At 71.6% G+C, this 25,944-nt stretch carries 22 protein-coding genes; 13 read left to right on the forward strand and 9 right to left on the reverse strand.

Features of this window, described 5'->3' with window-relative positions; translation table 11 throughout:
• Positions 1 to 365: 365 nt before the first annotated feature.
• Positions 366 to 1,370, forward strand: a complete 1,005-nt coding sequence (locus ACZ3I3_RS14570; RefSeq protein WP_467365009.1) for a substrate-binding domain-containing protein — start codon at positions 366 to 368, stop codon at positions 1,368 to 1,370.
• A 230-nt stretch (positions 1,371 to 1,600) separates the two neighbouring features.
• Here the strand turns inward: ACZ3I3_RS14570 and ACZ3I3_RS14575 are convergent, their stop codons facing one another.
• The gene (locus tag ACZ3I3_RS14575; RefSeq protein ID WP_467365497.1) at positions 1,601 to 2,617 is read right to left on the reverse strand and encodes a LacI family DNA-binding transcriptional regulator; all 1,017 of its coding nucleotides are present in this window, start codon (positions 2,615 to 2,617) and stop codon (positions 1,601 to 1,603) included.
• Positions 2,618 to 2,840: 223 nt separating this feature from the next.
• Here ACZ3I3_RS14575 and ACZ3I3_RS14580 point away from each other — a divergent pair, with 223 nt between their 5' ends.
• From ACZ3I3_RS14580 to ACZ3I3_RS14595, 4 genes are read left to right on the forward strand one after another with little or no spacing between them, the layout of a single operon-like run.
• Positions 2,841 to 3,791 carry a TIM barrel protein gene (locus ACZ3I3_RS14580; protein ID WP_467365011.1) on the forward strand — a complete coding sequence of 317 codons (951 nt, stop codon included), beginning with the start codon at positions 2,841 to 2,843 and terminating at the stop codon, positions 3,789 to 3,791.
• Between the two features lie 10 nt (positions 3,792 to 3,801).
• Entirely contained in the window at positions 3,802 to 5,241 is a 1,440-nt protein-coding gene (locus tag ACZ3I3_RS14585; RefSeq protein ID WP_467365013.1) for a sugar porter family MFS transporter, read from the forward strand.
• Positions 5,242 to 5,263: 22 nt separating this feature from the next.
• Complete coding sequence (locus ACZ3I3_RS14590) at positions 5,264 to 6,283, forward strand: Gfo/Idh/MocA family protein (protein ID WP_467365015.1); 1,020 nt, start codon at positions 5,264 to 5,266, stop codon at positions 6,281 to 6,283.
• The gene (locus ACZ3I3_RS14595; RefSeq protein WP_467365017.1) at positions 6,280 to 7,149 is read left to right on the forward strand and encodes a sugar phosphate isomerase/epimerase family protein; all 870 of its coding nucleotides are present in this window, start codon (positions 6,280 to 6,282) and stop codon (positions 7,147 to 7,149) included. Before ACZ3I3_RS14590 ends, ACZ3I3_RS14595 begins: the two co-directional genes overlap by 4 nt.
• A gap of 62 nt (positions 7,150 to 7,211) precedes the next feature.
• Here ACZ3I3_RS14595 and helR read toward each other — a convergent pair whose 3' ends face one another.
• Both helR and ACZ3I3_RS14605 read right to left on the reverse strand, forming a co-directional pair.
• Positions 7,212 to 9,371, reverse strand: coding sequence for an RNA polymerase recycling motor ATPase HelR (gene helR, locus ACZ3I3_RS14600; protein WP_467365019.1), 2,160 nt, complete (start codon positions 9,369 to 9,371; stop codon positions 7,212 to 7,214).
• 165 nt (positions 9,372 to 9,536) lie between these two features.
• On the reverse strand, positions 9,537 to 10,997 hold the full coding sequence (locus tag ACZ3I3_RS14605; protein ID WP_467365021.1) for an aldehyde dehydrogenase family protein: 1,461 nt from the start codon (positions 10,995 to 10,997) through the stop codon (positions 9,537 to 9,539).
• Positions 10,998 to 11,168: 171 nt separating this feature from the next.
• Between ACZ3I3_RS14605 and ACZ3I3_RS14610 the strand changes: the two genes are divergently transcribed.
• Positions 11,169 to 13,589, forward strand: a complete 2,421-nt coding sequence (locus ACZ3I3_RS14610) for a SpoIIE family protein phosphatase (protein ID WP_467365023.1) — start codon at positions 11,169 to 11,171, stop codon at positions 13,587 to 13,589.
• A gap of 114 nt (positions 13,590 to 13,703) precedes the next feature.
• Positions 13,704 to 14,591: a Gfo/Idh/MocA family protein gene (locus tag ACZ3I3_RS14615; protein WP_467365025.1), complete on the forward strand. Its 888-nt coding sequence runs from the start codon at positions 13,704 to 13,706 to the stop codon at positions 14,589 to 14,591.
• Between the two features lie 21 nt (positions 14,592 to 14,612).
• On the opposite strand, the gene ACZ3I3_RS14620 is transcribed toward ACZ3I3_RS14615, so the two are convergent.
• Positions 14,613 to 15,500, reverse strand: coding sequence for a GNAT family N-acetyltransferase (locus ACZ3I3_RS14620; RefSeq protein ID WP_467365027.1), 888 nt, complete (start codon positions 15,498 to 15,500; stop codon positions 14,613 to 14,615).
• Positions 15,501 to 15,743: 243 nt separating this feature from the next.
• Here ACZ3I3_RS14620 and ACZ3I3_RS14625 point away from each other — a divergent pair, with 243 nt between their 5' ends.
• The gene (locus ACZ3I3_RS14625) at positions 15,744 to 16,970 is read left to right on the forward strand and encodes a beta-1,3-glucanase family protein (RefSeq protein ID WP_467365029.1); all 1,227 of its coding nucleotides are present in this window, start codon (positions 15,744 to 15,746) and stop codon (positions 16,968 to 16,970) included.
• A gap of 68 nt (positions 16,971 to 17,038) precedes the next feature.
• Positions 17,039 to 18,154, forward strand: coding sequence for a PP2C family protein-serine/threonine phosphatase (locus tag ACZ3I3_RS14630; protein WP_467365031.1), 1,116 nt, complete (start codon positions 17,039 to 17,041; stop codon positions 18,152 to 18,154).
• A 207-nt stretch (positions 18,155 to 18,361) separates the two neighbouring features.
• On the opposite strand, the gene ACZ3I3_RS14635 is transcribed toward ACZ3I3_RS14630, so the two are convergent.
• On the reverse strand, positions 18,362 to 18,598 hold the full coding sequence (locus tag ACZ3I3_RS14635) for a chaplin (protein WP_467365032.1): 237 nt from the start codon (positions 18,596 to 18,598) through the stop codon (positions 18,362 to 18,364).
• Between the two features lie 897 nt (positions 18,599 to 19,495).
• Here ACZ3I3_RS14635 and ACZ3I3_RS14640 point away from each other — a divergent pair.
• Complete coding sequence (locus ACZ3I3_RS14640) at positions 19,496 to 19,774, forward strand: hypothetical protein (protein ID WP_467365034.1); 279 nt, start codon at positions 19,496 to 19,498, stop codon at positions 19,772 to 19,774.
• A complete protein-coding gene (locus ACZ3I3_RS14645; RefSeq protein ID WP_467365036.1) occupies positions 19,771 to 20,226 on the forward strand; it encodes a hypothetical protein in 456 nt (151 codons plus the stop codon). The genes ACZ3I3_RS14640 and ACZ3I3_RS14645 overlap by 4 nt, the downstream gene beginning before the upstream one ends.
• Before the next feature lie 27 nt (positions 20,227 to 20,253).
• On the opposite strand, the gene ACZ3I3_RS14650 is transcribed toward ACZ3I3_RS14645, so the two are convergent.
• From ACZ3I3_RS14650 to ACZ3I3_RS14660, 3 genes are all read right to left on the reverse strand, one after another.
• Positions 20,254 to 21,396 carry an epoxide hydrolase family protein gene (locus tag ACZ3I3_RS14650; protein WP_467365038.1) on the reverse strand — a complete coding sequence of 381 codons (1,143 nt, stop codon included), beginning with the start codon at positions 21,394 to 21,396 and terminating at the stop codon, positions 20,254 to 20,256.
• A 224-nt stretch (positions 21,397 to 21,620) separates the two neighbouring features.
• On the reverse strand, positions 21,621 to 23,156 hold the full coding sequence (locus tag ACZ3I3_RS14655) for an MFS transporter (protein ID WP_467365040.1): 1,536 nt from the start codon (positions 23,154 to 23,156) through the stop codon (positions 21,621 to 21,623).
• Positions 23,157 to 23,348: 192 nt separating this feature from the next.
• On the reverse strand, positions 23,349 to 23,894 hold the full coding sequence (locus tag ACZ3I3_RS14660) for a DUF1697 domain-containing protein (protein WP_467365042.1): 546 nt from the start codon (positions 23,892 to 23,894) through the stop codon (positions 23,349 to 23,351).
• A 63-nt stretch (positions 23,895 to 23,957) separates the two neighbouring features.
• Here ACZ3I3_RS14660 and ACZ3I3_RS14665 point away from each other — a divergent pair, with 63 nt between their 5' ends.
• A complete protein-coding gene (locus ACZ3I3_RS14665) occupies positions 23,958 to 24,917 on the forward strand; it encodes a helix-turn-helix transcriptional regulator (protein ID WP_467365044.1) in 960 nt (319 codons plus the stop codon).
• Positions 24,918 to 25,182: 265 nt separating this feature from the next.
• A complete protein-coding gene (locus ACZ3I3_RS14670) occupies positions 25,183 to 25,389 on the forward strand; it encodes a hypothetical protein (RefSeq protein WP_356924899.1) in 207 nt (68 codons plus the stop codon).
• Between the two features lie 14 nt (positions 25,390 to 25,403).
• Here ACZ3I3_RS14670 and ACZ3I3_RS14675 read toward each other — a convergent pair whose 3' ends face one another.
• A complete protein-coding gene (locus ACZ3I3_RS14675; RefSeq protein ID WP_037670172.1) occupies positions 25,404 to 25,895 on the reverse strand; it encodes a DUF5709 domain-containing protein in 492 nt (163 codons plus the stop codon).
• Positions 25,896 to 25,944: the final 49 nt, after the last annotated feature.

Raw genomic sequence — 25,944 nt, forward strand, 5'->3', positions numbered from 1 at the left:
TTTGGGGTGCTCTCCGCCGCCCGGTGGGGGGGGGGGGGGGGGGCCCCCCCCCCCCCCGGGGGGGCCCCCCCCCCCCCCCGGGGGGGCCCCCCCCCCCCCCCCGGGGGGGGGGGGGGGGGGCGGCGCGGCCCCGTTGTGCCGGAACATCCGGTCGGGTGGAACGTGCGGTCGGATGGAACGTGCGGTCGGCCGGAACGCCCTGTTCGTCAGAACGTCACGTTTGTTGGTACGTCCTGACAAAGCTGTTGACATCGCCCGGAGGCCCCCGCATAGTACCTGCCACTAGAGCGCGCTAGTGACGCGCTCCAGTTGCCTCCCGGACCGGGCACGGCCCGCTCTCCCCAGCACACCGAGGTGCACCCGACATGCGCAGACACCACAGATCCGCCGCCCTGACCACCGCCGCCCTCGTGGGCGCCCTGCTCGCCGCCGGCTGCTCCAGCGGCTCCGGCGGGAAGCAGTCCGAGACCGGCGGTGACGACGCCGCCGCGGGCAAGGCCACCACCCCGCGGATGACCGTCGCCCTGGTCACCCACGCGGCACCCGGCGACACGTTCTGGGACCTGATCCGCAAGGGCGCCCAGGCGGCTGCCGCGAAGGACAACATCAAGCTCGTCTACTCCAGCGACCCGGTCGCCGGGAACCAGGCCAACCTGGTGCAGAACGCCATCGACCAGAAGGTCGACGGCATCGCGCTCACCGCCGCCAAGCCCGACGCCATGAAGGCGGTCGTGGCCAAGGCCAAGGCGGCCGGCATCCCCGTAGTCGGCTTCAACTCCGGCCTGGACAACTGGCGGGAACTCGGCATGCTCGAGTACTTCGGCCAGGACGAGAACATCGCCGGCCAGGCCTTCGGCGAGCGCCTCAACCAGCAGGGTGCCAAGCACGCCGTCTGCGTGATCCAGGAGCAGGGCCAGGTCGCGCTGGAGGCGCGCTGCGCCGGCCTGAAGAAGGGCTTCAAGGGCACGACGGAGAACCTGTACGTCAACGGCACCGACATGCCCTCCGTGAAGTCGACCCTGACGGCCAAGCTCCAGAAGGACTCCAGCATCGACCAGGTGGTCACACTGGGCGCGCCGATCGCCATGACCGCGGTGCAGTCGGTCAAGGACGCGGGCAGCAAGGCCAAGGTGGCCACCTTCGACCTCAACAAGGACCTCGTCGCCGCCATCCAGGGCGGGGACATCCAGTTCGCCGTCGACCAGCAGCCCTACCTCCAGGGCTACCTCGCCGTCGACGGGCTGTGGCTCTACAAGACGAACGGCAACTTCAGCGGCGGCAGCACCGCTCCCGTGCTCACCGGGCCGGCCTTCGTCACGAAGGACAACGTCGACAGCGTCGCCGAGTTCGCCAAGAAGGGCACGCGCTAGGGGTGTCCGCAAAGTCCCGTCGTCCGCCCGGAGGGCGGGCCGCGCGGCGTCCGGTGCGTGCTCTGGGGGTCCCCCCGGCCGAAGGCTGGGGGAGTGCCGGGCGGACGCCCGCGTACTGGTTGCACGCGGGTGTTCGGCCGGTGCGGCGAGTGGGGGCACCTCCCACGCCCTTAAGGCAGTGGGGGAGCGTGCCGGGCGTCGCGCGGCAGGCGGGACTTTGCGGGCACGCGCTAGGCGGGCAGAACCTGGGAACCCTCCGCCGGGGCAGGCCCGCTCGTCCCCCGCACCACCAGCTTGGGGTCCAGCACCGCCTCCCTCGGCGGCAGTTCCCCGTTCTCCAGCCGTTCGACGGCGAAGCGGACCGCGTGCTCGGCCATGAGGACCGCGTCCTGGCGGACGGTGGTCAGGCCGATCGGCATCAGGTGGGAGAGGTGGCTGTCGTCGTAGCCGACGACGGACAGGTCGCGCGGGACCTCGACGCCCGCCCGGGTGAGGGCCATCAGCAGCCCCATCGCGCAGCGGTCGTTGCCGGCGAGGACCGCCGTCGGCAGCGGCCGCCCGCTGTCGCGTTCGGCCAGCAGCAGCCGCCCGGTCTCGATGCCGGACTCCTCGGTGTGCTCGCCGGGAATCACCCGCGCCCGGTCCTCCAGTCCGTGGCGGCGCATCGCGGCGCGATAGGCACGCCGCCGCTCCGCCGACCCGGGACCGCGCCCGCCGTCGATGTGCACGATCCGGCGGTGCCCCAGCTCCACCAGGTGGTCCATGGCCTGCCGGACGCCCTTGCCCTCGGCGGAGTGCACGAAGTCGACATGGGCCTGGGGCACCCGGCGGCTGATCGAGACGGTGACCGTGCGCTGTCCGAGCTCGGCGACGTAGGCGGGGTCCGCGTCCGGGCCGAGCAGGATCACCGCCTCGCAGCGGTGGCTGAGCAGCGCCTCGACCGCCTTGGCCTCGCTGCGGCCGTGGGTGGCACCGGAGAGCAGGACGTCGTAACCGAGCCGCTCGGCCTCGGGGTAGATGCCGGTGATGAGGTCCGTGTGGAAGGTCTGGTGCACGGTGAACATCACGCCGAGCGTGCGGCTGCGGCCCCGGGCCAGCAGCCGGGCCGCACTGTCGGGCCGGTAACCGATCTCGTCGGCGACGCGCAGGACCCGCTCCCGGGTCTCCTGGCTGGCTCCCGCCTGGTTGCGGAAGATGATCGAGACGAGCGCGCGGGACACGCCCGCCTTCTCGGCGACGTCCGCCATCGTGGGCCGCTGCCTGCCCGATGCATCCACGTGTGAACCCACCCTCCGACGCCGACCACCTTACGGGTGCCCCGTGCAAGGCCCGTACCAGGACTCGGCAATCTCCCGGCAACAACCTATTGACATGACATTTGGACAGGGGTCATCGTACTCGAACTAGAGCGCGCTAGTAGAGCGCATCAGTTCACGCCTGCCCCCTTCCTCTCCCCGAAGGACTCTCACCATGGCAACGGTGCCAGCCCCGCTGCGTACGACCGTCGGCAACCTGTGCCTCGGCTCCGCCCCCGACTCCTGGGGCGTCTGGTTCCCCGACGACGAGCACCAGGTGTCGTACACCCGCTTCCTCGACGAGCTCGTCCAGGCCGGATACGAGTGGCTGGAGCTCGGCCCGTACGGCTACCTCCCCACCGACCCGCGGCGGCTGAAGGCCGAGCTGGACGCCCGCGGGCTGAAGGTCTCCGGCGGTACCGCGTTCGGCGCGCTGCACCGGCCCGATGCGTGGGACGAGATGCTCGCCCATGTCCGGCAGGTCGCCGAGCTGACCGCCGCCGCGGGCGCACACCACCTCGTCTTCATCCCGCCGATGTACCGGGACGAGAAGACGGGTGCGTTCACCGAGTCGCCCGAGCTGACCGCCGAGCAGTGGGCCGGGTTCGGCCGGGCCGCCGACCGGCTGGGCCGGCTGCTGCTGGAGGAGTACGACGTACGGCTGGTCGTCCACCCGCACGCCGACAGCCACATCCAGACGCAGCCCGAGATCGAGCGGCTGCTGAACGAGTCCGACAGCCGTTACACGAACCTCTGCCTGGACACGGGGCATGTCGCGTACGGCGGCGGGGACAACCTCGATCTGATCCGTCGCTTCGGTGAGCGGGTCGGCTACGTGCACATCAAGCAGATGGACCCGGAGATCCTGGCGCAGGTCGCGGCCGAGGACCTGTCCTTCGGCGAGGCCGTGAAGCGCGGGGTGTGCGTGTCACCACCGGCCGGGGTACCGAGGCCGGCCGACGTGGTGGGTGAACTCGCCAAGCTCGACGCCGAGTTGTTCGTGATCGTCGAGCAGGACCTGTACCCGTGTGCTCCCGGGGTGCCGCTGCCGATCGCGGTCAGCACCCGTGAACACCTGGCCGGCTGCGGCCTGTCGGGTACCCGGCGCCCGAACATCGACAGGTAAGGAGCGGCCCATGGACGTCACCGACGACACGACACCGGCCCCCGTCCCGCCCCCCGCCACCGCCGTCGCGGACGACGCTCCCCCGGCGGTCAGGCGGCGGCTGAGGCTGATCACGATCATCGCCACGTTCGGTGGTCTGCTCTTCGGCTACGACACCGGCGTCATCAACGGCGCCCTGCCCTACATGACCGAGGACCTCGGTCTGACCCCGGTCACCGAGGGCATGGTCACCAGCTCACTGCTGCTGGGCGCCGCGCTGGGCGCGGTGACCGGCGGCCGGTTGTCGGACGCGCGCGGCAGGCGGCGCAACATCCTGCTGCTGGCCGTGCTGTTCTTCGTCGGCGCGCTCGGCTGCACGCTCGCCCCCACGACCGAGGTGATGATCGTGGCGCGGTTCGTGCTCGGTCTCGCGGTCGGCGGCGCGTCGGTGACCGTGCCGGTGTATCTCGCCGAGGTGTCCCCCGCCGAGCGGCGCGGTGCCCTCGTCACCCGCAACGAGCTGATGATCGTCAGCGGTCAGCTGCTGGCCTTCACGTCCAACGCGATCATCGCCCAGGTCGGCGGCGAGTCCGGCGGTGTGTGGCGCTGGATGCTGGTCATCGCCACGCTGCCGGCCGTGGTGCTCTGGTTCGGCATGCTGGTGATGCCGGAGAGCCCCCGCTGGCTGGCCTCGCAGAGCCGCTTCGGGGAGGCCCTCGACGTCCTCAGGCAGGTGCGGTCGCAGGCCCGGGCCGAGGCCGAGCTGAAGGAGGTGTCCGCGCTCGCCGTCAAGGACGAGCAGGCCAAGCTCGGCGGCTGGCAGGACATGAAGAGCACGCCGTGGGTGCGCAAGCTGATGTTCGTCGGGTTCGGCATCGCGATCGTGCAGCAGATCACCGGCGTCAACACGATCATGTACTACGGCACGCAGATCCTCACCGACGCCGGTTTCGCCGCCGACAGCGCCCTGACGGCGAACATCGCCAACGGTGTGATCTCGGTGCTGGCCACCTTCGTCGGCATCTGGCTGCTGGGCCGCGTACCGCGCCGCCCGATGCTGATGACCGGTCAGGCCGGCACGACCGCCGCCCTGTTGCTGATCGGCGTCTTCTCCCTGGTCCTGCCCTCGGGTGACGCGCGGGCGTTCGCGGTGCTGGCCATGACGGTCACGTTCCTCGCGTTCCAGCAGGGCGCGATCTCGCCGGTGACCTGGCTGATGCTGTCGGAGATCTTCCCGATGCGGATGCGCGGCTTCGGCATGGGCGTCGCGGCCGTGGTGCTGTGGCTGACCAACTTCGTCATCGGGCTGGTCTTCCCATCCCTGGTCTCCGGGATCGGGATCTCCAACACCTTCTTCCTGTTCGTGGTGGCGGGGCTGCTGTCGCTCGCCTTCGTCAAGCGCTACGTCCCCGAGACCAAGGGCCGGACCCTCGAAACCCTCGAAGCCGAACTCCGCACCCGCTTCTCCTGACCCTCCCTTCGAAGGAACGACCATGACCGTACGTGTAGGCGTCATCGGCGCCGGAATGATCGGCCAGGACCACATCCGGCGGCTCACCGAGGTCGTCATCGGGGCCGCCGTCACGGCCGTGACCGACATCGACGCCGGGCGTGCCGCCGAGGTGGCGGCCCGGGTGGGTGCCACCGCGCTGCCCACCGGCGCGGAGCTGATCGCCTCCCCCGACGTGGACGCCGTGCTCGTCACCTCCTGGGGGCCCACCCACGCCGAGCACGTCCTGGGCGCGATCGCGGCCGGCAAGCCGGTGTTCTGCGAGAAGCCCCTGGCCACGACCGCCGAGGACTGTCTGCGGATCGTGGAGGCCGAGCGGGCGCACGGCCGGCGGCTGGTGCAGGTGGGCTTCATGCGCCGCTTCGACGCCGGCTACCGCCAGATGAAGGAGGTCCTGTCGACCGGCTCGCTCGGGGCCCCGCTCATCGTGCACTGCGCCCACCGCAACCCGACCGTGCCGGAGGCGTACCACTCCGCCATGGCCGCCCAGGACACCGCCGTGCACGAGATCGACGTGCTGCGCTGGCTGCTCGACGACGAGATCGTCTCCGCGCAGGTGGTCACCCCGCGCGCCACGAGCAAGCGGTTCCCCCATCTGAAGGACCCTCAGATCATGATCTTCGAGACGTCCGAGGACGTCCGGATCGACCTGGAGGTCTTCGTCAACTGCCAGTACGGCTACGACATCCAGTGCGAGGTCGTCGGCGAGGACGGCCTGGTGCGCCTGCCCGACCCGGCGGCCGTCGGGATCCGCACCGCCGCCCGGCACGGCACGGATGTCCTCCAGGACTGGAAGGACCGGTTCGCGGAGGCCTTCGACACCGAGTTCCGCGAGTGGGTCGCCTCGGTGGCCGCCGGCACCGAGCCCACCGGCCCGTCCTCCTGGGACGGTTACGCCGCCACCGTCATCACCGACGCCGCCGTCCGGTCCCTGGAGACCGGCGGCGAGACCGTCACCACCGACATGAAGCCCCGCCCCGCGTTCTACGGAGGGACCGCGTGAAAATCGCCCTCGACCCCTATATGTTCCGCTCCCTGCCGATCGACGACATGGTGCGCACGGTGGCCGAACTCGGCTATGAGTACATCGAGTTGTCGCCGCGCGCGGAGTTCATGCCGTTCTTCCTGCACCCGCGTGCGGACGACGCGCGGGTGGCTGAGCTGAAGCAGTCGCTGCGCCGGCACGGTGTGCGGCTGTCCTCGGTGCTGCCGCTGTACAAGTGGTCCTCGCCGGACGAGACCGAGCGGCAGGCCGCCGTCCGCTACTGGAAGCGGATGATCGAGATCACCGTCGAGCTCGAATGCCCACTGATGAACTCGGAGTTCAACGGCCGGCCCGAGCGCGCCGCCGAGAGCGAGGCCGCCTTCTGGCGCTCGCTGGAGGAGCTGCTGCCGGTGTTCGAGCGCGAAGGCATCGCTCTGAACCTGGAGGCGCACCCGGACGACTTCTGCGAGGAGAACACCCCCGCCGTCGATCTCGTCCGCGCGATCAACAAGCCGTGGGTGAACTACCTGTACTGCGCCCCGCACTCCTTCCACCTCTCCGGGGCCTCGGAGGTCGGCGCCGACATCGCGGCGATGATGCGCTACGCCGGTGACAAGCTCCAGCACGTGCACATCGCGGACTCCTTCAACCACAAGGGCTCGTCCGGCCTGCGCTACATCCTCAACCCGCCGGGTACGCCGGCCCGGATCCACCAGCACCTGGACATCGGCCAGGGCGAGGTCGACTGGGACGCCTTCTTCGGCACGCTGCGCGAGCTGGGCTTCGACGGTGTCGCCACGTCCTGCGTCTTCGCCTGGGAGGAGCGCGCCCGGGAGTCGTCGGCGTTCATGCTGGACCGCATCCGCAAGGAGCTCGCCGCCTGAGCGGCGTCCTGAAACCTCCGGCCGGGGCCCCCACTGCGGGAGGGCCCCGGCCGGAGCCCGTCTCAGGAGCTCGTGAGGACCACGAGCCGCTGGGTCGCCCGGGTCATCGCGACATAGTGGTCGACCGCTCCCTCGATGCCCGTGCCGAAGTCCTGCGGGTCGACGAGGACGACCAAGTCGAACTCCAGCCCCTTCGACAGCTCCGGGGTCAGCGACCGCACGCGGGAGGACGCCGGGCGGAAGGCGGGATCGCCGATGACACAGGCGATCCCGTCGGCGTGTGCGGCCAGCCATGTGTCGAGGACCGAGCTCAGCTCCGAGACCGGCCCGTACGCGACGGGAACGCCGCCGCTGCGGATCGACGTCGGTACGTTGGCGTCCGGCAGCGCGGCCCGGATGACCGGCTCGGCCTCCGCCATGATCTCCGCCGGTGTCCGGTAGTTGATGCTCAGCGAGGCCAGGTCGACCCGGTCGAACCCGACCCGCTCCAGCCGTTCCCGCCACGACTCCGTGAAGCCGTGCCGGGCCTGGGCGCGGTCCCCGACGATGGTGAAGCTGCGCGACGGGCAGCGCTGCAGCAGCATCTGCCACTCCGCGTCGGTCAGTTCCTGCGCCTCGTCCACGACGATGTGCACGAACGGTCCGGCGAGCCGGTCCGGGTCGGCGGTGGGCAGGGCACTCTCGTCCACCAGGGAGTTGCGCATGTCCTGCCCGTGCAGCATGACCAGCACGCCTTCGCCGTCGTCGTAGCTGTGGGCCTCCAGCAGGTCGTCGATGACGTCGGCCATGCGCTCGCGCTGGGCGGCGACGGCGGCCTCCCTCCGGCGCGCGCGGCGGGACGCCTCCGGGTCGCCGAGCCGCTGCCGGGCCGCGTCCAGCAGGGGCAGGTCGGACACCGTCCAGGCCTGGGGCTGCGCGCGTTGCAGCGTGCGCACCTCGTCGCGGCTGAGCCAGGGAGCGCACATTCGCAGATAGGCCGGTACCGACCAGAGGTCGCCGACGAGGTCGGTGGCCTCCAGGATCGGCCAGGCCCGGTTGAAGGCCGTGAGCAGTTCCCGGTCCTGTGCCAGCGACTTGCGCAGCAGGGCCTCGGAGACCTCGCCCTCGTGCTTGTCCACCAGGATGGTGAGCAGTTCCTCCCAGACCTGGTCGCGGGCCTCGTTGTGCGGTGTGCCGGGTTCCGCCGCCTCGAACGCCACCGCCCAGTCGGCGGCGCTCAGGTGGACGTCGGACCAGTGGGTCGTGACCGTCCTGGCCTCGGTGGGCGGTTCCTCGTAGAACCGGACGGCCTTCTCGATCGCGCGCACCATGTCCGCGGACGACTTCAGCCGGGCCACGTCCGGGTCGGTCTCCTCCCCCGCCGTCGCTCCCTCGTCGACGAGGTCCCGCAGGACGCAGGTCTGCACGCCCTCCTCGCCGAGACTGGGCAGGACGTCGGACACGTAGGACAGGTAGGGCCGGTGCGGTCCGACGAACAGCACGCCGCCCCGGCGGTGCTGCCCGAGGCGCGGGTCGGAGTAGAGGAGGTAGGCGGAGCGGTGCAGGGCGACGACGGTCTTGCCGGTGCCCGGCCCGCCGTCGACGACGAGGGCGCCGCGCGAACCGGCGCGGATGATGGCGTCCTGGTCGGCCTGGATGGTGCCGAGCACGTCCCGCATCCGGGGCGAACGGTCGGTGCCCAGGCTGGCGATGAAGGCGGACTGGTCGTCGAGCGCGGCGTGCCCGTCGAAGGCGTCGGCGGTGAACACCTCGTCCCAGTAGTCGCTGATCCGGCCGTCGCTCCAGCGGTACCGGCGACGGCTGGCGAGCCCCATCGGGTTGGCATGGGTGGCCCCGAAGAACGGTTCGGCCGCGGGGGATCGCCAGTCGACCAGCAGGCGGCGACCCTCACGGTCCGTCAGGCCGAGCCGTCCCACGTACACGGGCTCGGAGTCGTCGGTGGCGACCATGTGCCCGAGGCACAGGTCGAGTCCGAAGCGGCGCAATGCGCGCAGGCGGGCGGTCAGCCGGTAGATCTCGGCGTCCCGGTCCATGGCCTGCCGTCCCTTGCCGCCGGGGGCCCTGCGCTCGGCTTCGAGACGCTCGGTCAGTTCGGCGATCGACTGCTCGAGGCAGTCGGCGACGGCGGCGAAGTGCCGCTCGTCCCCGGCGATCAGCGCCGGGTCGGCTTTGTGCGAGAGGCGGTCGGGAAGGTCGAACGCGCTCGTGGTCAGGGGGGTCACGTCATGCTCCCGTTTCCGCAGGTCGTGGGCCTAGGCGGGACAGTTTGCGGGAGACATGGGGCCTTGCCGCAAGACCCCCTGTGTGTTATAGCTTGAGAGTGGCAAGGAGAGGACTCCTTGCCTTTCTTGTTGCCTTGTTTGTTGCGGGCCGCCGTTCGGGCCAGGTCACACCGGTCCGGGTGCCGTCATCCAACGCCACTGGGTGAACTCCTCCAGACTGGCTGTGCCGCCGATCCGGGAGCCGTTGCCGGAGATGCCCATGCCTCCGAAGGGGGCGTTCGCGGCGTCCTTGGCGGAGACGTCGTTGATGTGGACCATGCCGGTGCGCAGTCGCCCGGCGACAGCGGTCGCCCTCGGTACGGATCCCGAGTGCACGGCGGCCGTCAGGCCGTAGGCGGTGTCGTTGGCGATCTCGACGGCCTCTTCCTCGCTGTGAAAGGGAATGACGGGGGCGACGGGACCGAAGATCTCCTCGGTGAACGCGGGCATGGCCCGGTCCACGCGGTCCAGGACGGTGGGTGGGTAGAAGAGGCCGTCGCGGCGGCCGCCCGTGAGCACCCGCGCCCCGCCGGCCACGCTCTCGTCGACGATGCGCTCGATCCTGGTGGCCAGCCGCTCGCTGATGATCGGGCCGACGCTGACGCCCTCCACGCGGGGGTCGCCGATGCGCAGGGTGCGCGCGTGTCCGATCAGCGCCTCGGTGTACGCCTCGACCAGGTCGGCATGGACCAGGTGGCGGCCGGCGGCGACGCACGCCTGTCCCTGGTACCCGAAGGTGCTCACGGCTCCGGCCAGGGCGGCCGCGTCCACATCGGCGTCCTCGAGCACGACGAGCGAGTTCTTGCCGCCGAGCTCCAGGGCGACCCGCTTCAGCCCCTCACCCGCCACACGGGCCACGACGCGCCCGACCTCGGCGGAGCCGGTGAAGGCGACCATGGCGACATGAGGATCCTCCGCGACCGCCTGCCCGGTCTGCGCGCCGCCCGGCAGGACGTGCAGCACCCCGTCGGGAAGTCCGGCGTCCTCGAAGAGCCGCGCGACGAGGACTCCCCCGGACACCGGGGTGAGGGGGTCGGGCTTGAGCAGCACGGTGTTGCCCAGCGCCAGTGCGGGCGCCAGCGCGCGCATCGCGAACAGCAGCGGCGCGTTCCATGGGTTGATGACGCCGACGACGCCGAGCGGCACCCGCCACGCCAGACTCGTTCCGCCCGGGGTCTGCGGGGCCAGGACCTCGCCCCTGGGCAGGGACGCGAGTCCCACGGCGTGCGTCAGCTGGGCGAGGGCGGCGGTGATCTCGTAGTCACCCTTGGCGGGGACGCCGGCCGACTCCCGCACGATCCAGTCGCGGACTGCGGCGCTGTGCTCACGCAGCGCGGAGGCTGCGCGCAGCAGGACGTCGATGCGGTCGGATGGAGCAGCCGCGGCCCAGTCCCCGGCGGCTCGGGCGGCCCGGGCGCCGGCCCGGGCGACGTCCGCGGAGGAGGCGACGCCGACCTCGGCCAGCACCTGTCCCGTGGCCGGTTCGATCACCTGGCGTGTGCCGCCCTCGGACGCGCGCCAGCCCGCGCTGTAGATCTTCCCGGTCCATTCGGCCGCGTCCGGCCACCTCGTGCCGTTGCCCTCCATGGGTGCCGCCCTCCGTCCGGGATCGGTGCCGCCGTCCTGACATGAGGACCGATACACGCCTGTCTGTCACTCTTGTTGTCTAGTGTCGTAATAGTGAAGGTGCGACGCACCTCCGGCGCAAGGGGCTCCTGGGCACAGGCCGCCAGGGCGGGATTGAGGGCAGATGACGTCATGACCGGATCCGCGTCCGCCTCGGACGACGGCCCGAGCGCCGGGTCGCAGGACCGTTTCAACAATGCGGCGACGGCCAGGGTCGTCGTCGATGACCTCGGTGTCGTGACCGCGTGGAACGAAGGGGCGCGGCGGCTGCTCGGGTACCGGGCCTCCGAGGTGGTCGGCCGGAAGGCGGCCGCGCTGCTCGCGGACGCCGCTCCCCTCGATGTGGTGGACTCGCTGGCCGGCCAGCGCAGGTGGAGCGGGACGGCCACGCTGCTGCACCGGGACGGCCACCGCCTCACCGTCGGGCTGCTGGCCCATCACCGGACGGTCGACGGGGACGACTGGCTGCTGGTGTCACCGGTGGCCCGACCGGCGCCGACCCCTGAGGACGACGCGTTCGTGCGGCGCAGTTTCGCCCAGGCTCCCTACGCCATGGCCCTGTACGACACCGGACTGCGGTTGCGGTGGGCGAACGCGGGCATGGAACGTGTGCTGGGCCTGTCCGAGCGGGAGATGCGCGGCCTGCGGGTGACGGAGATCGTCCTCGACCCGGAGAGCGAACGGGCCGAGCAGGGCATGCGAACCGCACTCGAGACGGGGTGTCTCCAGGAGCTCGGAGCCGCCCTGCACCTCGCCGGCCATGAGCGGGAGAGCGTGTGGTCGGTGTCCCTCGTCCCCGTACGGGGCTCCGACGGCCGGCTCGAAGGTGTCCTGCTGTCGGCACACGACGTGACGGAGCAGCACCTCGCACGGCAGCGACTGGTCCTGGTCAACGACGCCAGCCTGCGGATCGGCAGCACCCTGGACCTGCCCCGTACCGCCCAGGAACTCGCCGACGTGGCCGTCCCGCGATTCGCGGACTTCGTCACGGTCGATCTGCTGCCGGCGATCGAGGGGGGCGAGGATCCGCCGCAGGGTTCTCCGCACGGTCCGGTGATGCTGCGCCGGGTCGCCTGTCAGTCGGTGCTGGAGGGCTGCCCCGAAGCCGTGGTGCCGTTCGGGACCGTGACGCCCTACCCCGAGGGTTCCACCGCGGCGGAGTGCCTGGCCGCCGGGCGGCCGCTCATCGAGCACATCACGCCCGCCGCCCTGGAGGATCTGGACCGGACGGCCCCGGACCGGGCCGAACGCATGCGGCGGTTCGGGTTCCACTCGGTGCTGGCGGTACCCATGCGTGCGCGTGGCCTCACCTTGGGCGTGGCCACGTTCTCCCGCCATCGCCGGCCCCAGCGCTTCCAGCAGGACGACCTGCTGCTGGGCCAGGAGATCACCGCTCGCGCCGCCGTGTGCATCGACAACGCCCGGCGGTACACCCGCGAACGCGACACCTCCCTCACGTTGCAGAGCAGCCTGCTGCCGCAGCGTCTCCCCGAGCAGGCGGCTCTCGATGTCGCCTCCCGTTATCAGCCCGCCAGCACCCGGGCCGGTGTCGGCGGCGACTGGTTCGACGTCATCCCGCTCTCCGGTGCCCGGGTCGCCCTCGTCGTCGGTGACGTCGTGGGCCACGGCATCCAGGCCTCGGCGACCATGGGGCGGCTGCGCACCGCCGTACGCACGCTGGCCGATGTCGACCTTCCCCCCGATGAGTTGCTGACCCACCTCGACGACCTGGTCAACCACGCTGCCGGCGGCGGCGACACCATGGCCCCGCTGGACGGCGACGTCGGCGCCACCTGTCTCTACGCCGTCTACGACCCCGTCTCGCGCCGCTGCACGATGGCCCGCGCGGGCCACCCCGGACCGGCCCTCGTGGCGCCCGACGGCACTGTCGAGTTCCTCGAGGTCCCGGCAGGCCCTCCCCTCGGCCTGGGCGGCCTGCCCTTCGAGTCGACCGAGCTGGAGCTGGCCGAGGGCAGCCTTCTCGTCCTCTACACGGACGGGCTCGTCGAGGCCCGCGGCCGGGACATCGACGAGGGGATCGCCGCCATGCGCGAGGTGCTGCGGCGACCGGCTCAGGATCTGGAGGCCGTGTGCGACGCCCTGTTGAGCACCCTGATCGCGGATCGCCCCTCCGACGACGTGGCACTCCTGGTGGCCCGCACCCGAGCCCTCGACGCCTCGCACGTGGCGACCTGGCCGGTGTCACCGGACCCCGCCGCGGTCGCGGATGTACGCAAGACCGCCTGCCGGCAACTGTCCGAGTGGGGCTTGGACGATGCCGTGTTCGTCACCGAGCTGGTCGTCAGCGAACTGGTCACCAACGCCATCCGATACGGCCGGCCTCCCATCGAACTCAGACTGATCTACGACCGCACCCTCATCTGCGAAGTGTCCGACGGCAGCAGCACCGCGCCCCACCTGCGCCGGGCCCACACCTTCGACGAAGGAGGACGCGGGTTGCTGCTCGTCGCTCAGCTCACCCAGGGCTGGGGATCCCGTCAGATGACCAACGGCAAGACCATCTGGGCTGAACAGTCACTTCCCGGCGAGTGAGAGGCGCAGGAGGCCTGACCTCCCCCGCGGCCGGTGCCGTGTGACACGCTCTTCGGCGAGCGGGCGGCCGAGGAACGGCCGTCGGCTGTCACGGCACCGTGGAGAGGCGACGGCATGCGCATAGGACTGCTCGGCACCGGCCCATGGGCGCAGATGGCCCACGCACCCGCCCTCAGCGGGCACGACGAGCTCGACTTCACGGGCGTGTGGGGACGCCGCCCCGAGGCGGCGAAGGAGCTGGCGGAGCGGCACGGCGTCCGGGCCTACGACGACGTGGACGCCCTGTTCGCCGGCGTGGACGCGGTCGCCGTGGCACTGCCTCCCGAGGTGCAGGCCGACCTCGCCGCGCGGGCGGCGCGGGCCGGGTGTCATCTGCTGCTCGACAAGCCCCTGGCGCCGACGGTGGAGCAGGGCCGGGCGGTGGTCGAGGCCGTCGAGGAGTCGGGGGTCGCCTCCATCGTGTTCTTCACGGCCCGCTTCCAGCCCGAGCCGGCGGCGTGGATCACCGAACAGGCGGCGGTGCCGGGCTGGTTCACGGGGCGGGCGCAGTGGCTCGGGGCGGTGTTCAGCAGCAGCGAGAGTCCCTTCGCCACGCCGTGGCGGCGGGAGAAGGGCGCCCTGTGGGACGTCGGGCCGCACGCCCTGTCCGTCCTGCTGCCGGTCCTCGGCGACGTACGACGCGTGACGGCGGCGGCGTACGGCCCCGGGGACACGGCTCATGTCGTCCTCGACCACAGCGGCGGCGCGTCGAGCACGCTCACCCTGAGTCTGACGGCACCGCCCGCCGCGTCCGGTGCCGCCGTGGAACTCCTCGGGGAGGCCGGGGTCGCGGTCCTGCCGGAGAGCTCCGACGGGGCGGTCCCCGCGCTGATGCGGGCCGCGGACGCCCTGCTCACCGCCGCCCGGACCGGCCGCCCGCACGCGTGCGACGCGGTGTTCGGCCTGCGGGTCACGGAGATCCTGACGGCGGCCGACGACCTGTTGAACGGCGGCGCGCGTTAGTCCTGGAAGACGGCCGGGTTTCTACGCCGGTGCGAAGTTGAGGCGTTCCCTGACCACCGGGAAACCGGCCTTGGTGAAGTTCGCGGCCATGGGGAAGTTGCCCTGGTCCGTTGCTGCCGCGATGAACTCGGCGCCCCGCTCGGCCAGGAAGTGGGTGCACTCGGCCAGCAGGTCGTAGGCGTAGCCGCGGCCCCGCTGATCGGGCAGGACCCCGATGAAGCCGATGCACGGGCCCGACGGGTTGTGGGCCGGGATGTGGATGCCGACCGGTTCGCCCTGCCGTGTGGAAGCGACCTGCCACCACTCGCGGGGTGAGGGGCACCAGTGGAAGAAGTCGAGTTCCTCCTGGGCGGCCTGGTCGAGTCCGCCCTGCTCGACGGCTTTCAGCGCGTGCGCGTCCAGCGTGACGGAGTGGATGCGGCGCAGCGCGTCGAAGAACACGGCGTCGTCCGGTTCGGCGCGGAACACCAGGCGCCCGGGCCGCTCGGGCAGACCGCGGTCGGGTGTCCACCGGTACAACAGGCGTTCCACCAGGAGGTCGTAGCCGGCCTTCCGTGCGGCGGCGGCACGGGTCTCGGCCGCGCCGCGCAGAGCCGGGTCGTCGCGCCAGCCCGCGGGCAGGTTCAGTTCCAGTTCCACCTGCCAGGGGGCGGAGCGCAGGAGGGCGGCGCCCGCTTCCTCCTCGCCTTCCGTCACGTCGAACCAGTTGAGGCTGAGGGGCTCGGTGTCGTCGGGGCCGCCCCACCAGGCGCCGCGGGCCACGACCCTGCCGTCGCGCAGGGCCACCCGCTTCCAGTCGGGACGATGCCGGGTCAGCCGGTGGCCCTCACGGGCGCCCAGCGGATCGGGCAGGGTGTCGAAGAGATCGGCGTCGCTCGCGTCGAGCGCGCGGATGACCGGATCGGTCACGGAATTCCTCCGGGATGCATGCTGCGGACAGCCATGGCTTGTCGGACGCGCCTTAAGTGGCCCTTAAGAGCCGGTTAAGCGATCAACGATGTCCCCAAGTGGCGGCTTCAGCAAGGGATTTCCGCGGGACGGACGGGTTGGCGAGGGCACGCCCCCTCCGTAGCATCCGTCACACGCATCCGCGTGAGAGCGCTCTCAAGAAGCCCAGGAACCCGCACCCCGTACCACAAGGAGGCCCCCCACATGACTCCTCGTCACCGACGCCCGCTCACCCGCCGTACGCTCCTCGCCGGCCTCGGCGGCGCGGTGGTCGCCGCTCCGGCTGTCGCCGCACTGGCCCCCCACGCCCTCGCGGAGACCACCGGGAGCACGATCGGAGGCAAAGCCGGAAGCAAGGCCGCGCCCGAGGCGGCGGCTTCCCTCCCGCTGACGCTCGTCAACAACAGCGGGTCCTTCGGCAACGCGAGCGTCCACGTCTACGTCGTGGGCAACGCGGACGGCCGGCAGGTGCGCCTGACACCGGAGGGCACCCTGGCCCCGGTGGCCCTGTCGGACAACGGGCCCGACGGCTTCACCGACTACGCGATCTCCCTGGCCGGCAGCGGCGAGACGCGGTTGTCCCTGCCGTACATGTCGGGCCGGATCTATGTGTCGCTGGGCGCGAAGCTCAAGTTCAAGGTCGTCGCGGACGGGGCGGGCCGGCCGGCGCTCCAGTACCCCGCGGGCTGGGTGACGTCCGACCCCAACTACGCGGCGCTGCACGACTGTGCCGAGTTCACGTACAACGCGTCGGGGATGTTCTGCAACACCACGATGGTCGACATGTTCAGCGTGCCGCTGAGCATCCGGCTGACCGGCGCGAAGGACCAGACGACGGGCACGCTGCGCGACGGGGGCCGGGCGGCCGCGTTCGCCGCCGTGCGGGAGGTCCCGGAGTTCGCGCGGCTCGTCGTGGACGACACGCGGATCATCGCCCCCGGGCACGGCCTGGACGCAGGTCTGTTCGCCGAGGACTACTTCGCGCCCTACATCGACGAGGTGTGGAGCACGTACACCGGCAAGGACCTCAGGGTGACCACCAACGCCGGTACGTTCACCGGGCGGGTGCGCGGTGAGCGGCTGTCGTTCACCGGGCCCGCCGAGGTCTCCTTCGGCAAGCCGTCCACCCGGGACGTGCTGTTCTGCGACGGTGCCCTCGCCGCTCCCAACGACGGCACGACGGGGCCGGTCGCCGCGATCCTTGGCGCCGGGTTCAACCGCTCGACGCTGGTGAGCTCCGCGGCCCAGCCGACGGCCGACGCCGCGTCCTTCTACCGGGCCGGCCTCACCAACCACTACGCCAAGGCCATGCACGCGGCCGCGCAGGACGGCAAGGCGTACGGCTTCGCCTTCGACGACGTGGCCGACTTCGCCTCGTACATCCAGGACACGGCGCCGACGGGGCTGCGGCTGACGCTCACGCCGTTCTAGCGGGGCGGCGGGCCGTTTCGGCGCGGGCCCGGAGTGCGGTGCCGGGTGGGGCGTAGCAGCGTGGTGGTGTGAATGGTGCGCACGTCCGGCTGCCGCGCCGGGACCGGGACCTGGACCGGCGGGGCTGGCTGCGGGGCGCGCCGCCGCCGGTCTGGGCGCGGTTGCTGCCGTCCGTGCTGCTGGCGGGCGTCTGCACGGCCGAGCTGATCAGTCCGGAGCCGCTCGACATCGGATTCCTGCTGGGTGCGATCCCGCCGCTGGCCGTGCTGGCGCACGGGCCGGTGATGACGGCGGTGCTCGGCGCACTGGCGGTGGTCGTGCTGACGGTGCCGGTCTTCCGGCTGGACGACCCCGGCAGCACCGATCTGCTGACCGTGTGCTTCGTCGCGGTGCTGAGCGTGCTGCTGTCGTACGTGCGCAGCAGGCGTGACGCGCAGTTGGTCACCGAGCGGGCCGTCGCCGAGGCCGCGCAGCGGGCCGTGGTGCCGCCGCTGCCGGAGCGGGTCGGGCCGGTGCGGTGCGCGGGGCTGTACCGGGCCGCGCAGAGCGGGACGCTGGTCGGGGGCGACTTCTTCGACGTACGTGCGTGCCCCTACGGCGTACGGGCGGTCATGGGCGATGTGCAGGGGCACGGGCTGTCGGCGGTGGCCACGGTCGCGTCGCTGCTGGGGGCGTTCCGGGAGGCGGTGCTGGACCAGCCGGACCCGGAGTCGGTGGCGGCCCGGCTCGACCGGAGGCTGGTGGTGGACTCCGCGGCCGAGCCGCATGCCGAGCTGTTCGCGACGGCGGTGTTGATGGACTTCTCCGCCGACGCCCGTGTGGTGCGGATCGTGGCGTGCGGGCAGTCCGGGCCGTTGCTGTTGCGGGACGGGCGGGTCGTCGAGCTGGACGTCGAGCCGTGCACGCCGTTGGGGCTGGGCCTGGCCGAGGCCACCGCGGCGAAGGTCGTCTCGGTGCGGCTGCGGCCCGGGGACCGGCTGTTCCTCGCGTCCGACGGTGTCACCGAGGCCAGGGACGCGGGCGGGGTGTTCTATCCCCTCGCCGAGCGGTTGCCGGGCCTCGCGGACGATGACCCGGCGGCGCTGGCGGAGCGGGTGTGGACCGACCTCGTCCGGCACTGCCCGGATGTGCGGGACGACGTCACGATGCTCGTGCTCGCGCCCCGTCCGCGGGGCGAGCCCTGACGGCGGCCGGGGGGGGGGGGGGGGGGGGGGGGGGGGGGGGGGGCGGGGGGGGGGGGGGGGGGGGGGGGGGGGGGGGGGGGGGGGGGGGGGGGGGGGGGGCGTGCCGCGCCCCCCCCCCCGCGCCCCCCCCCCCCCCCCGCCCCGCCCCCCCCCCCCCCCCCCCCCCCCCCCCCCCCCCCCCCCCGGCGGGGCCGTACGACCGGTGCGTCAGTCCTTGATCGTGCACTCGTTGCCGAACGCCGGGTTCAGCAGGCCGATCACGTTGATCGAGTTGCCGCAGACGTTGGCGTCGATGTCGATGGGGATCTGCACGACGTTGCCGGAGAGGAAACCGGGGCTGTTGGCGGCGATGCCCACGGGATCCGAGTCGGCGCTCGCCGTACCGGCGCAGGCCAGGAGGGCGGCGCAGGCCAGGCCGATCGCGGCGGTCACACGTGTGCGCATGGGAAAGCTCCTGTCAGTCGAGGAACACGTGCCTCCACGGTCGCCCGGCACATGGAAAGACGACAGCGGTGAGCGTCCGAACGGGGGGCTGGTGGGCCTGACCGGTGGCTTTCGGGGCTGGGGACTTCCCGGGGCGGGAGGTTTCGATGCTCGGCGGACCAGCGGCTGCGGGCCGCTGGCAGAGCGGGCCCGGAGCCGGCCGCGGGCCGGGCTCCTGCAGGCCGCGGGCCGGGGGCCAGCAGGCCGCGGGCCGGGGGCTGGCAGGGCAGGGCCCGGGATGCCCGCCAGGGCCGAGAGCCGGGGTCGGCAGGCTCGGAGGTCGGAAGGGCCGAAGGACTGGAGGGCCGAAGGAGCTGGCAGACGCGTGGCCTGGAGCCGGAGTCCGGTGGGCCCGGGCGGACAGGTGGGTTTGGCGGGCACATGCGGCGGGAGGCTCAGAGACCGGCCAGCCACGGATGGGCGGGGTCCGGAGGAGCCAGCAAGCCAAGGGATCCGGAGGCCCGGAGACCGGGGCCGGGGCCGGGAATCCCGAAGGACGGGAAACCCGGAGACCCGGGGCCGGGAGCCCGAGAGGCCCGGAGGCCGGGAAACCCGCAGGCCCGGGGGCCCGGGGGCCCGGGGGCCCGGATGCCGGGATGCCGGGATGCCGGGATGGCAGGAATCCCGCAGGCCGGGATGCCGCGAAACCCGGAAGCCCGGAGGCCCGGAGGCCCGGAGTCCGGGAAACCCGGAAGCCCGGGGGCCCGGAGTCCGGGAAACCCGGAAGCCCGGGGGCCCGGAGGCCGGGATGGCAGGAAGGCCCCCACGTTCGCCGGGTCCATCCGCACGCACCGGCAGGCGCGGGACATCCTGGGCAACCCGGCCCTGACCGTCTACGACAACCCGCACTCGTTCCTGATGTGCGTCTACAACCGCGACCGCGCCCTGTGTCACCGGCTCGATGTCAGCGACGCCCCGAGCCTGGACCGATGCCAGCCGACCTGCGCGAACATCGCGCGCACGGACCGTCACGCCGACGAACTCGTGCAGTACGCGCAAGTGTTGGAGAAACAGGCCGCCTCGGAGGCAGCGCCCGGCCCGCTCGCCGACCGGCTCACCCGGCGCGCTGAGCATCTCCGTGACCTGGCTGACCGCCATCGCCACGGCCGCATCGACCACCAGGAGCAGACGTCATGAGCCCCATCCCAGGCGAGCGTGACCTCATCCGTGCCGCGATGGACCGCATCCTGGACGGTGCGCCCAAACGCTCCAACGGCGCGCTGACGATCGTCGCTCTCGCGCTCGAAGCCGGTGTCCCACGCAACGCACTCACTCAGCGGCACACCGACCTGAAGAACGAGTTCTACGCCAAGGTCCGCGCCCGCGGCGGCACCCCGGACAGCGAGCAGCGGCTGCGCAAGCAGGTCCGCAAACTCAAGGAGCTCCGGGCTGCCGACGCAGTGGAGATCGCCCGCCTGAAAGCCGACGTCGAAGGCCTCGTCGGGGCTCTTCACGAGGCCACAACCGAGAACCAGCTCCTGCACCGGCAGCAGGCGGAGAGCACCTCTGTGGTCCGTGCACTGCCCGTGCAACTCCAGCGCCCTACGACACGTACGGAGCCCGGCCACCGGAGGGGCGAAGGGAAGTGAGAACAATGATCTCCGTCAGGGATGCGGTCAGCGGTAATGGCGGAAGTATTGCCGGAGGTCGCCGATGAGGAGGTCGGGCACGTCGAGTGCGGCGAAGTGGCCGCCGCGCTCGAAGACCGACCAGTGGACGATGTTGTTCGCGCGCTCGGCAATGGTGCGTACCGACTGGAAGTTGTAGGGGAACAGGGCGACCCCGGTGGGGGTCGGGTTGGGTGTCTCCGGGTTGCCGGCCTCGCTGTGGGCGTCTTCGAAGTACCAGCGGGCCGAGGATCCGGCGGTCCGGGTGAACCAGTAGATCGAGGTGTTGGTGAGCAGTACGTCGCGGTCGCGCGGCTCGGGGGGCGCGAAGCGGCCGAGACCCATGAGGGGGTCGTTGATCCAGGCGAGCTGGCCGACGGGCGAGTCGGTCAGGCCGTAGGCGAGGGTCAGGGGCCGGGTCTGGTGGACGCCCTGGTGGCTGGAGTGGTCGTTGAATTCCGCCATGAACGCCAGGCGATCCTTCTCGGTGTCGTTGAGACCGTCCAGTTCGCCCGGTGCGCCGGTGGGGAAGGCCCAGATCTCCAGGACGTGGATGGCGAGCAGCCCGGCGGGCTGTGCGATCCCCATCTGGCGGGTGACGAACGAGCCCACATCGCCGCCGTGCGCGACGTAGCGCGGGTAGCCGAGGCCGTGCATCAGCGTGTCCCAGGTCCGGGCGATGCGGGCGCTGTCCCAGCCCGGTGTCGTGGTCGGGCCGGAGAAGCCGAAGCCCGGGAGAGAGGGGATGACCACGTCGAAGGCGTCGGCCGGGTCGCCGCCGTGCCGGCGCGGGTCGGTCAGCGGGCCGATCATCTCGGCGAAGTCGGCGAAGCTGCTCGGCCAGCCGTGGGTCAGGATCAGCGGCAGCGCGTTCGGTTCGGGCGAGCGGACGTGGATGAAATGGACCCTCTGATCGTCGATGGTGGCTGTGAACTGCGGGAACGCGTTGAGCGCCGCTTCCTGCTTGCGCCAGTCGAAGCCGTCGCACCAGTAGGCGGCCAGGTCCTTGGTCCAGGCGAGGTCGCTGCCGTGGGTCCAGCCGGAGCCGGGGATCGTGTCCGGCCAGCGGGTGCGGGCGAGGCGATCCTTGAGATCGTCGATCTCGGCGTCGGGAATCGCGATGGTGAAGGGTGTGACGTCCAGGCTTGTCATAGCGGTCTCCTGTAGCGAGCTATCGATGGATCTGTGTGATGGATGGGATCGGACAGGGTCGATTTGGACGTGCTCCTCCCTCGCCTCCAGCCTGGGGCAGGGCGGTGTGCGGGTCGGCTTGGGCTACTGCACCCGGGCGCCCGTGTCGGCCCGTGTTTTCGGGGGTCCGTTCGGCGTCCGCACGCTGGTGGCGGCCGGGGTCGGGTACGGCAGGTCCGGCGCTGTCAGTGGACGATGACCGGCACCGTCGGCCCGTCCTGGACGGCCTCGCCGGACCCGGCGGCCGTGCTGGCACCCGGGCGTCCGGCGTTGATGAAGGTCACAGCGATCACCGCGGCCAGGACGAGAATGGCGACGGCGCACCAGATCGCGTCGGTGTAGCCGTGCACCATGGCCTGCATCTGGACCAGTTGCTGCGACCGGCCGTTCGCCCCAGCGGCGGCGGCGCTGTGGTCGGTGAGGTAGGAGGCGGTCGCTGAGGCGGCGATCGTGTTCAGCAGGGCCGTGCCGATCGCACCGCCCACCTGCTGTGAGGTGTTGACCATCGCGGAGGCGACACCGGCGTCCCGCGGCGCGACGCCCTGGGCGGACAGCGCCATGGCCGGCATGAACGCCGTGCCGATGCCAAGGCCCAGCAGCAGCATCCCCGGCAGCACGAATGAGGCGTACGCCGAACCGGTTTCCAGCTGGGTCAGCAGGAACAAGCCCGCAGCGGCGACCAGGAACGCGGGGGCCATCACCAGCCGGGGTGCGAGGCGGGTGACCAGCCGGGTGCCGATCTGGGCGGAGCCCGTGACCATGCCCACGACCAGGGGCAGGAAGGCGAACCCGGTGCTGATCGGGGAGTAGCCCTTCACGATCTGCAAGTAGTAGGTCAGGAAGAGGAAGGTGCCGAACATACCGATGATCGCGAGGCCCAGGGAGAGGTAGGCGCCGCCGCGGTTGCGCTCGGTGAGCACACTCAGCGGCAGCAGCGGGGCCTTGGACATCGCCTCGACGAAGACGAAGGCCGCCAGCAGCACCGCCGACGCGACGAACAGGCCGACCGTCACCGCATCGCCCCAGCCGTCGGTCTCGGCGCGGGTGAAAGCGTAGACGAGACAGACCAGGCCCAGGGTGGACAAGACGACACCGGGAAGGTCGAGCGGCGAACGGTTGCGCCCACCCTCGGGCTCATGGATGACGAAGTAGGCGCCGGCCGCCGCGACGATCGCGAAAGGGATGTTGACGAAGAACGTCCAGCGCCAGTCCAGGTACTCGGTGAGCACGCCACCGAGGATGAAGCCGACAGCGGCGCCGCCACCGGAGATCGCCGTGTAAATGCCGAACGCCTTGGCGCGCTCCCTGACGTCCGTGAACATCACGGTGAGCAGGGAGAGCGCGGCGGGCGCGAGCAGCGCGCCGAAGACGCCCTGCAGGGCGCGGGCGCCGAACATCATCGCCTCATTGGTGGCCGCGCCGCCCAGCGCGGAAGCGACGGCGAAGCCGCCCAGGCCCACGACGAAGGCCTTCTTGCGGCCCCACAGGTCGGCAATCCGGCCGCCGAAGATGAGCAGGCCGCCGAAGGCGAGGGCGTAGGCGGTGACGACCCACTGCCGGTTGCCGTCGGAGATGCCCAGGTCCTGCTGGGCGGAGGGCAGGGCGATGTTCACGATGGTGGAGTCGAGGACGACCATCAGCTGGGCCAGTGCGATGAAGACGAGCGCTTTCCAGCGGTTGGCGTCCGGTGCGCCGGGAGCCTTTGAGGCTACTTGAGACATGGGGGTACCCACTTCGGGACTTCAGGACGGAAACATGGGGCGGACGAAAAGGAACGGCTCGTCGGCGCTGACGGCCGGAATCTCGACGCGAGGTCTCCTGCCCGAGCTATCGCTGGAGCTTTGGGACGGAGCGCATCAGACAGCGGTGTGAACGCACTGTTCGGCTTGGATTCGCTCAGGCTGACGCATTCGTCAGGTGGCGGCCGCGCGGGCCAGATCGGCCAGCTTCAGCACGGTGTTCCAGTTGCGCGCCGTGTTGGGCACGCCGATGCCCTTGTCGAACCGTGCCGCCAGGTTCCTGCCGTCGAAGCCGCCCGGCGTGTGGATATAGGCGACCCTGTCGATGACGGCGAACCCCTCGCCGGGCGCCGCAAAGGCGCGCAGCGCCTCCACCTTCTCCGGCTCCGGCTGCCCGGCCAGAACCGCCACGTGGAAGAACTTCGGCACGGCGACGGCGTCCGGGAACGGATTGGCCTCGATCAGCCCCTCCCATTCGGCGAGCGAGACGGCATGGATGTCCTTCTCGAAGCCGAATTCCCGCACGCAGATCTGCGCGATGCGCTCCACCACTGCTTTCCGCGAAAGGTCGCTCTCCACGATCGCGTTACCGCTGCTGATGTAGGTGGCGACCTTGGCGAAGCCCGCCTTGGCAAGCTTTTGGCGCAGCGGCGCAACGGGAAGCCGCGTCGCGCCGCCCACACCGCGGAACAGGATGATCCAGACCGTCCGTGCGTTCATGTCTGAAACGCTATCCGCAATTAAGGTCAGTTCCTGTCCTCGTTTGCTGGCAGAATGAATTCCATGCTCGACACGTCGGCGCGCCTCCTGCGGTTGCTGTCCATCCTCCAGAGCCGCCCCGAATGGACCGGCCCGGAACTCGCCGAGCGCCTCGAGGTGACGGTGCGGACCCTGCGCCGGGACATCGCCCGACTCCGCGAACTCGGCTACCCGGTCCAGGCCACCGTGGGTGTCGCCGGCGGCTACCGGCTCGGCGCGGGCTCGACGCTGCCGCCGCTGCTGCTCGACGACGACGAGGCGGTCGCGATCGTGCTGAGCCTGCGCACAGCCACCAGCCACACCGTGACCGGCATCGCGGAGACCTCGCTGCGTGCCCTGACCAAGCTGGAGAGGCTGCTGCCCATCCGGTTGCGCCGGCGCACCGCCGCCCTCCGGGAGACCACCATCGCCCTGACCAGCCAGGCACCCACGGCCAGCCCTGAGGTGCTGACGGTGCTCGCCGAGGCCTGCCAGGCTGCACACCTGCTCACGTTCGGCTACCGCGCCCACAACGGCGAGACGAGCTTCCGCCGAGTGGAGCCGCACCGGCTGGTGCACACCGGCCGCCGTTGGTATCTCGTCGCCCGCGACCAGGACCGCGACGACTGGCGCACCTTCCGCGTGGACCGCATCGACGATCCCCGCTCGACCGGGATCAGGTTCGTTCCCCACGATCCGCCCGACGCCGCGGCCTATGTCGCCGACGCGGTCACCGCCGCCCCCTACCGCCACCGCGCCCGCATCCTGGTACGGGCACCGGCGGCCACCGTCGCCGAGCGGGTCTCACCTGGCACCGGGACCATCGAAGCGACAGACCCCGACAGCTGCCTGCTGACCATCGGCGGCGACTCGCTCCCGCTGCTCGCGATGAACCTGGCGCTGCTTGGCCACGACTTCATCGTGCACGAGCCCACGGAGTTGGTCGAAGAGCTGGGACGGCTGGCAGACCGGCTCGGCCGGGCCCACCAAGCCTCCGCGCAGTAGCCGCGCAACTCCTACCTCAAGCGCAGCCACCCCCGCGTGACGCACCGCCCTTCAACACGTCGAACTGACAGAGAAGGCCCTGCGAGCTTGCCGCAGGGCTGGCGCAGGGCTCTCAGCAGGGCCTGCGGCCGGCTGTCCGCGGAGGTTGCGGGGTCGGGGCCGGGCTCTCCGGATGCACAGTGGGCTCTCGCGTTGAATGGTGGTCCTGGGCCCGTTTTTCAGCACCGGGGCCGCACCAGCGATCCGGACCCTAGGAGCAGAGAACATGTCGACTTCACAGCCCGAAGCGTCCCGGCCGCCCGAGGACCGCACCACCCCGGACCGCCTGCTCCACGCCCGCACCGGCACCGACGTGTCGCCGGAGGACCTCGTCCTCGCCTCGGGCAAGGACCTCACCCCGCGCACCCTGGAATGGGCCAGGCGCAAGCTGGCCGCGGAGGGCCCGGCCGCGCTGGAGAAGCTGCTGCCGTAGCCCCCGCCCGGAGGTCACGCCCTGTCGTCGTCCTCCGGGAGGGCGCTGTCGTCCTCCACCACGTGGACCGCCGCCTCCTCCGCACCGGCCGCACCCCCGTCGATGCCGATGTCCGTCGCGACGGTCTCCTTCGTCGTGTCCGGGTGGGCGCCCTCGTCCGGGGCGACCAGGCGGCCCGCACGGGCGGTGCCCGCCTCGGGGTCGACCGGCTCGCCGTCGCTGTCGGGGGTGTCGCCCACGCCGTCCCCGGCGGGCTCGGCGGACACGTCGGGGACCTCCTGGGAGAGGCGGTCGTCGAGCGTCTCGCCCTCGTGCTGCTCGGCGGCGGTCGTGCCGCGCTTGGTGACGCCGAGCGGCTTCTCCGGCGGGGAGTAGCCCTCGTCGAGCGTGTCGTCGTAGGTCCGTTCGTCGACGGCGTCCTGGAGGTCCAGAGGCGCGGCGTCCTCCTGCTCCTCGTTGCTCCCGGTGGGCTGGTACGCGTCGTCCGCCATCGGCTCGGGGCGCATCGGTTCCGTGCCCATCACTTCTGCCTCCCTGTCGCGCTGCGTCGACTCG

The sequence above is a fragment of the Streptomyces sp. NPDC016851 genome, assembly GCF_055562795.1.

Coding starts and splice junctions, on each gene's coding strand:
- ACZ3I3_RS14570 (WP_467365009.1), top strand. CDS start 366: ATGCGCAGACACCACAGATCCGCCGCCCTGACCACCGCCGCCCTCGTG.
- ACZ3I3_RS14575 (WP_467365497.1), bottom strand. CDS start 2,617: ATGGCGGACGTCGCCGAGAAGGCGGGCGTGTCCCGCGCGCTCGTCTCG.
- ACZ3I3_RS14580 (WP_467365011.1), top strand. CDS start 2,841: ATGGCAACGGTGCCAGCCCCGCTGCGTACGACCGTCGGCAACCTGTGC.
- ACZ3I3_RS14585 (WP_467365013.1), top strand. CDS start 3,802: ATGGACGTCACCGACGACACGACACCGGCCCCCGTCCCGCCCCCCGCC.
- ACZ3I3_RS14590 (WP_467365015.1), top strand. CDS start 5,264: ATGACCGTACGTGTAGGCGTCATCGGCGCCGGAATGATCGGCCAGGAC.
- ACZ3I3_RS14605 (WP_467365021.1), bottom strand. CDS start 10,997: ATGGAGGGCAACGGCACGAGGTGGCCGGACGCGGCCGAATGGACCGGG.
- ACZ3I3_RS14610 (WP_467365023.1), top strand. CDS start 11,169: ATGACCGGATCCGCGTCCGCCTCGGACGACGGCCCGAGCGCCGGGTCG.
- ACZ3I3_RS14615 (WP_467365025.1), top strand. CDS start 13,704: ATGCGCATAGGACTGCTCGGCACCGGCCCATGGGCGCAGATGGCCCAC.
- ACZ3I3_RS14625 (WP_467365029.1), top strand. CDS start 15,744: ATGACTCCTCGTCACCGACGCCCGCTCACCCGCCGTACGCTCCTCGCC.
- ACZ3I3_RS14635 (WP_467365032.1), bottom strand. CDS start 18,598: ATGCGCACACGTGTGACCGCCGCGATCGGCCTGGCCTGCGCCGCCCTC.
- ACZ3I3_RS14640 (WP_467365034.1), top strand. CDS start 19,496: ATGTGCGTCTACAACCGCGACCGCGCCCTGTGTCACCGGCTCGATGTC.
- ACZ3I3_RS14645 (WP_467365036.1), top strand. CDS start 19,771: ATGAGCCCCATCCCAGGCGAGCGTGACCTCATCCGTGCCGCGATGGAC.
- ACZ3I3_RS14650 (WP_467365038.1), bottom strand. CDS start 21,396: ATGACAAGCCTGGACGTCACACCCTTCACCATCGCGATTCCCGACGCC.
- ACZ3I3_RS14655 (WP_467365040.1), bottom strand. CDS start 23,156: ATGTCTCAAGTAGCCTCAAAGGCTCCCGGCGCACCGGACGCCAACCGC.
- ACZ3I3_RS14660 (WP_467365042.1), bottom strand. CDS start 23,894: ATGAACGCACGGACGGTCTGGATCATCCTGTTCCGCGGTGTGGGCGGC.
- ACZ3I3_RS14665 (WP_467365044.1), top strand. CDS start 23,958: ATGCTCGACACGTCGGCGCGCCTCCTGCGGTTGCTGTCCATCCTCCAG.
- ACZ3I3_RS14670 (WP_356924899.1), top strand. CDS start 25,183: ATGTCGACTTCACAGCCCGAAGCGTCCCGGCCGCCCGAGGACCGCACC.
- ACZ3I3_RS14675 (WP_037670172.1), bottom strand. CDS start 25,895: ATGCGCCCCGAGCCGATGGCGGACGACGCGTACCAGCCCACCGGGAGC.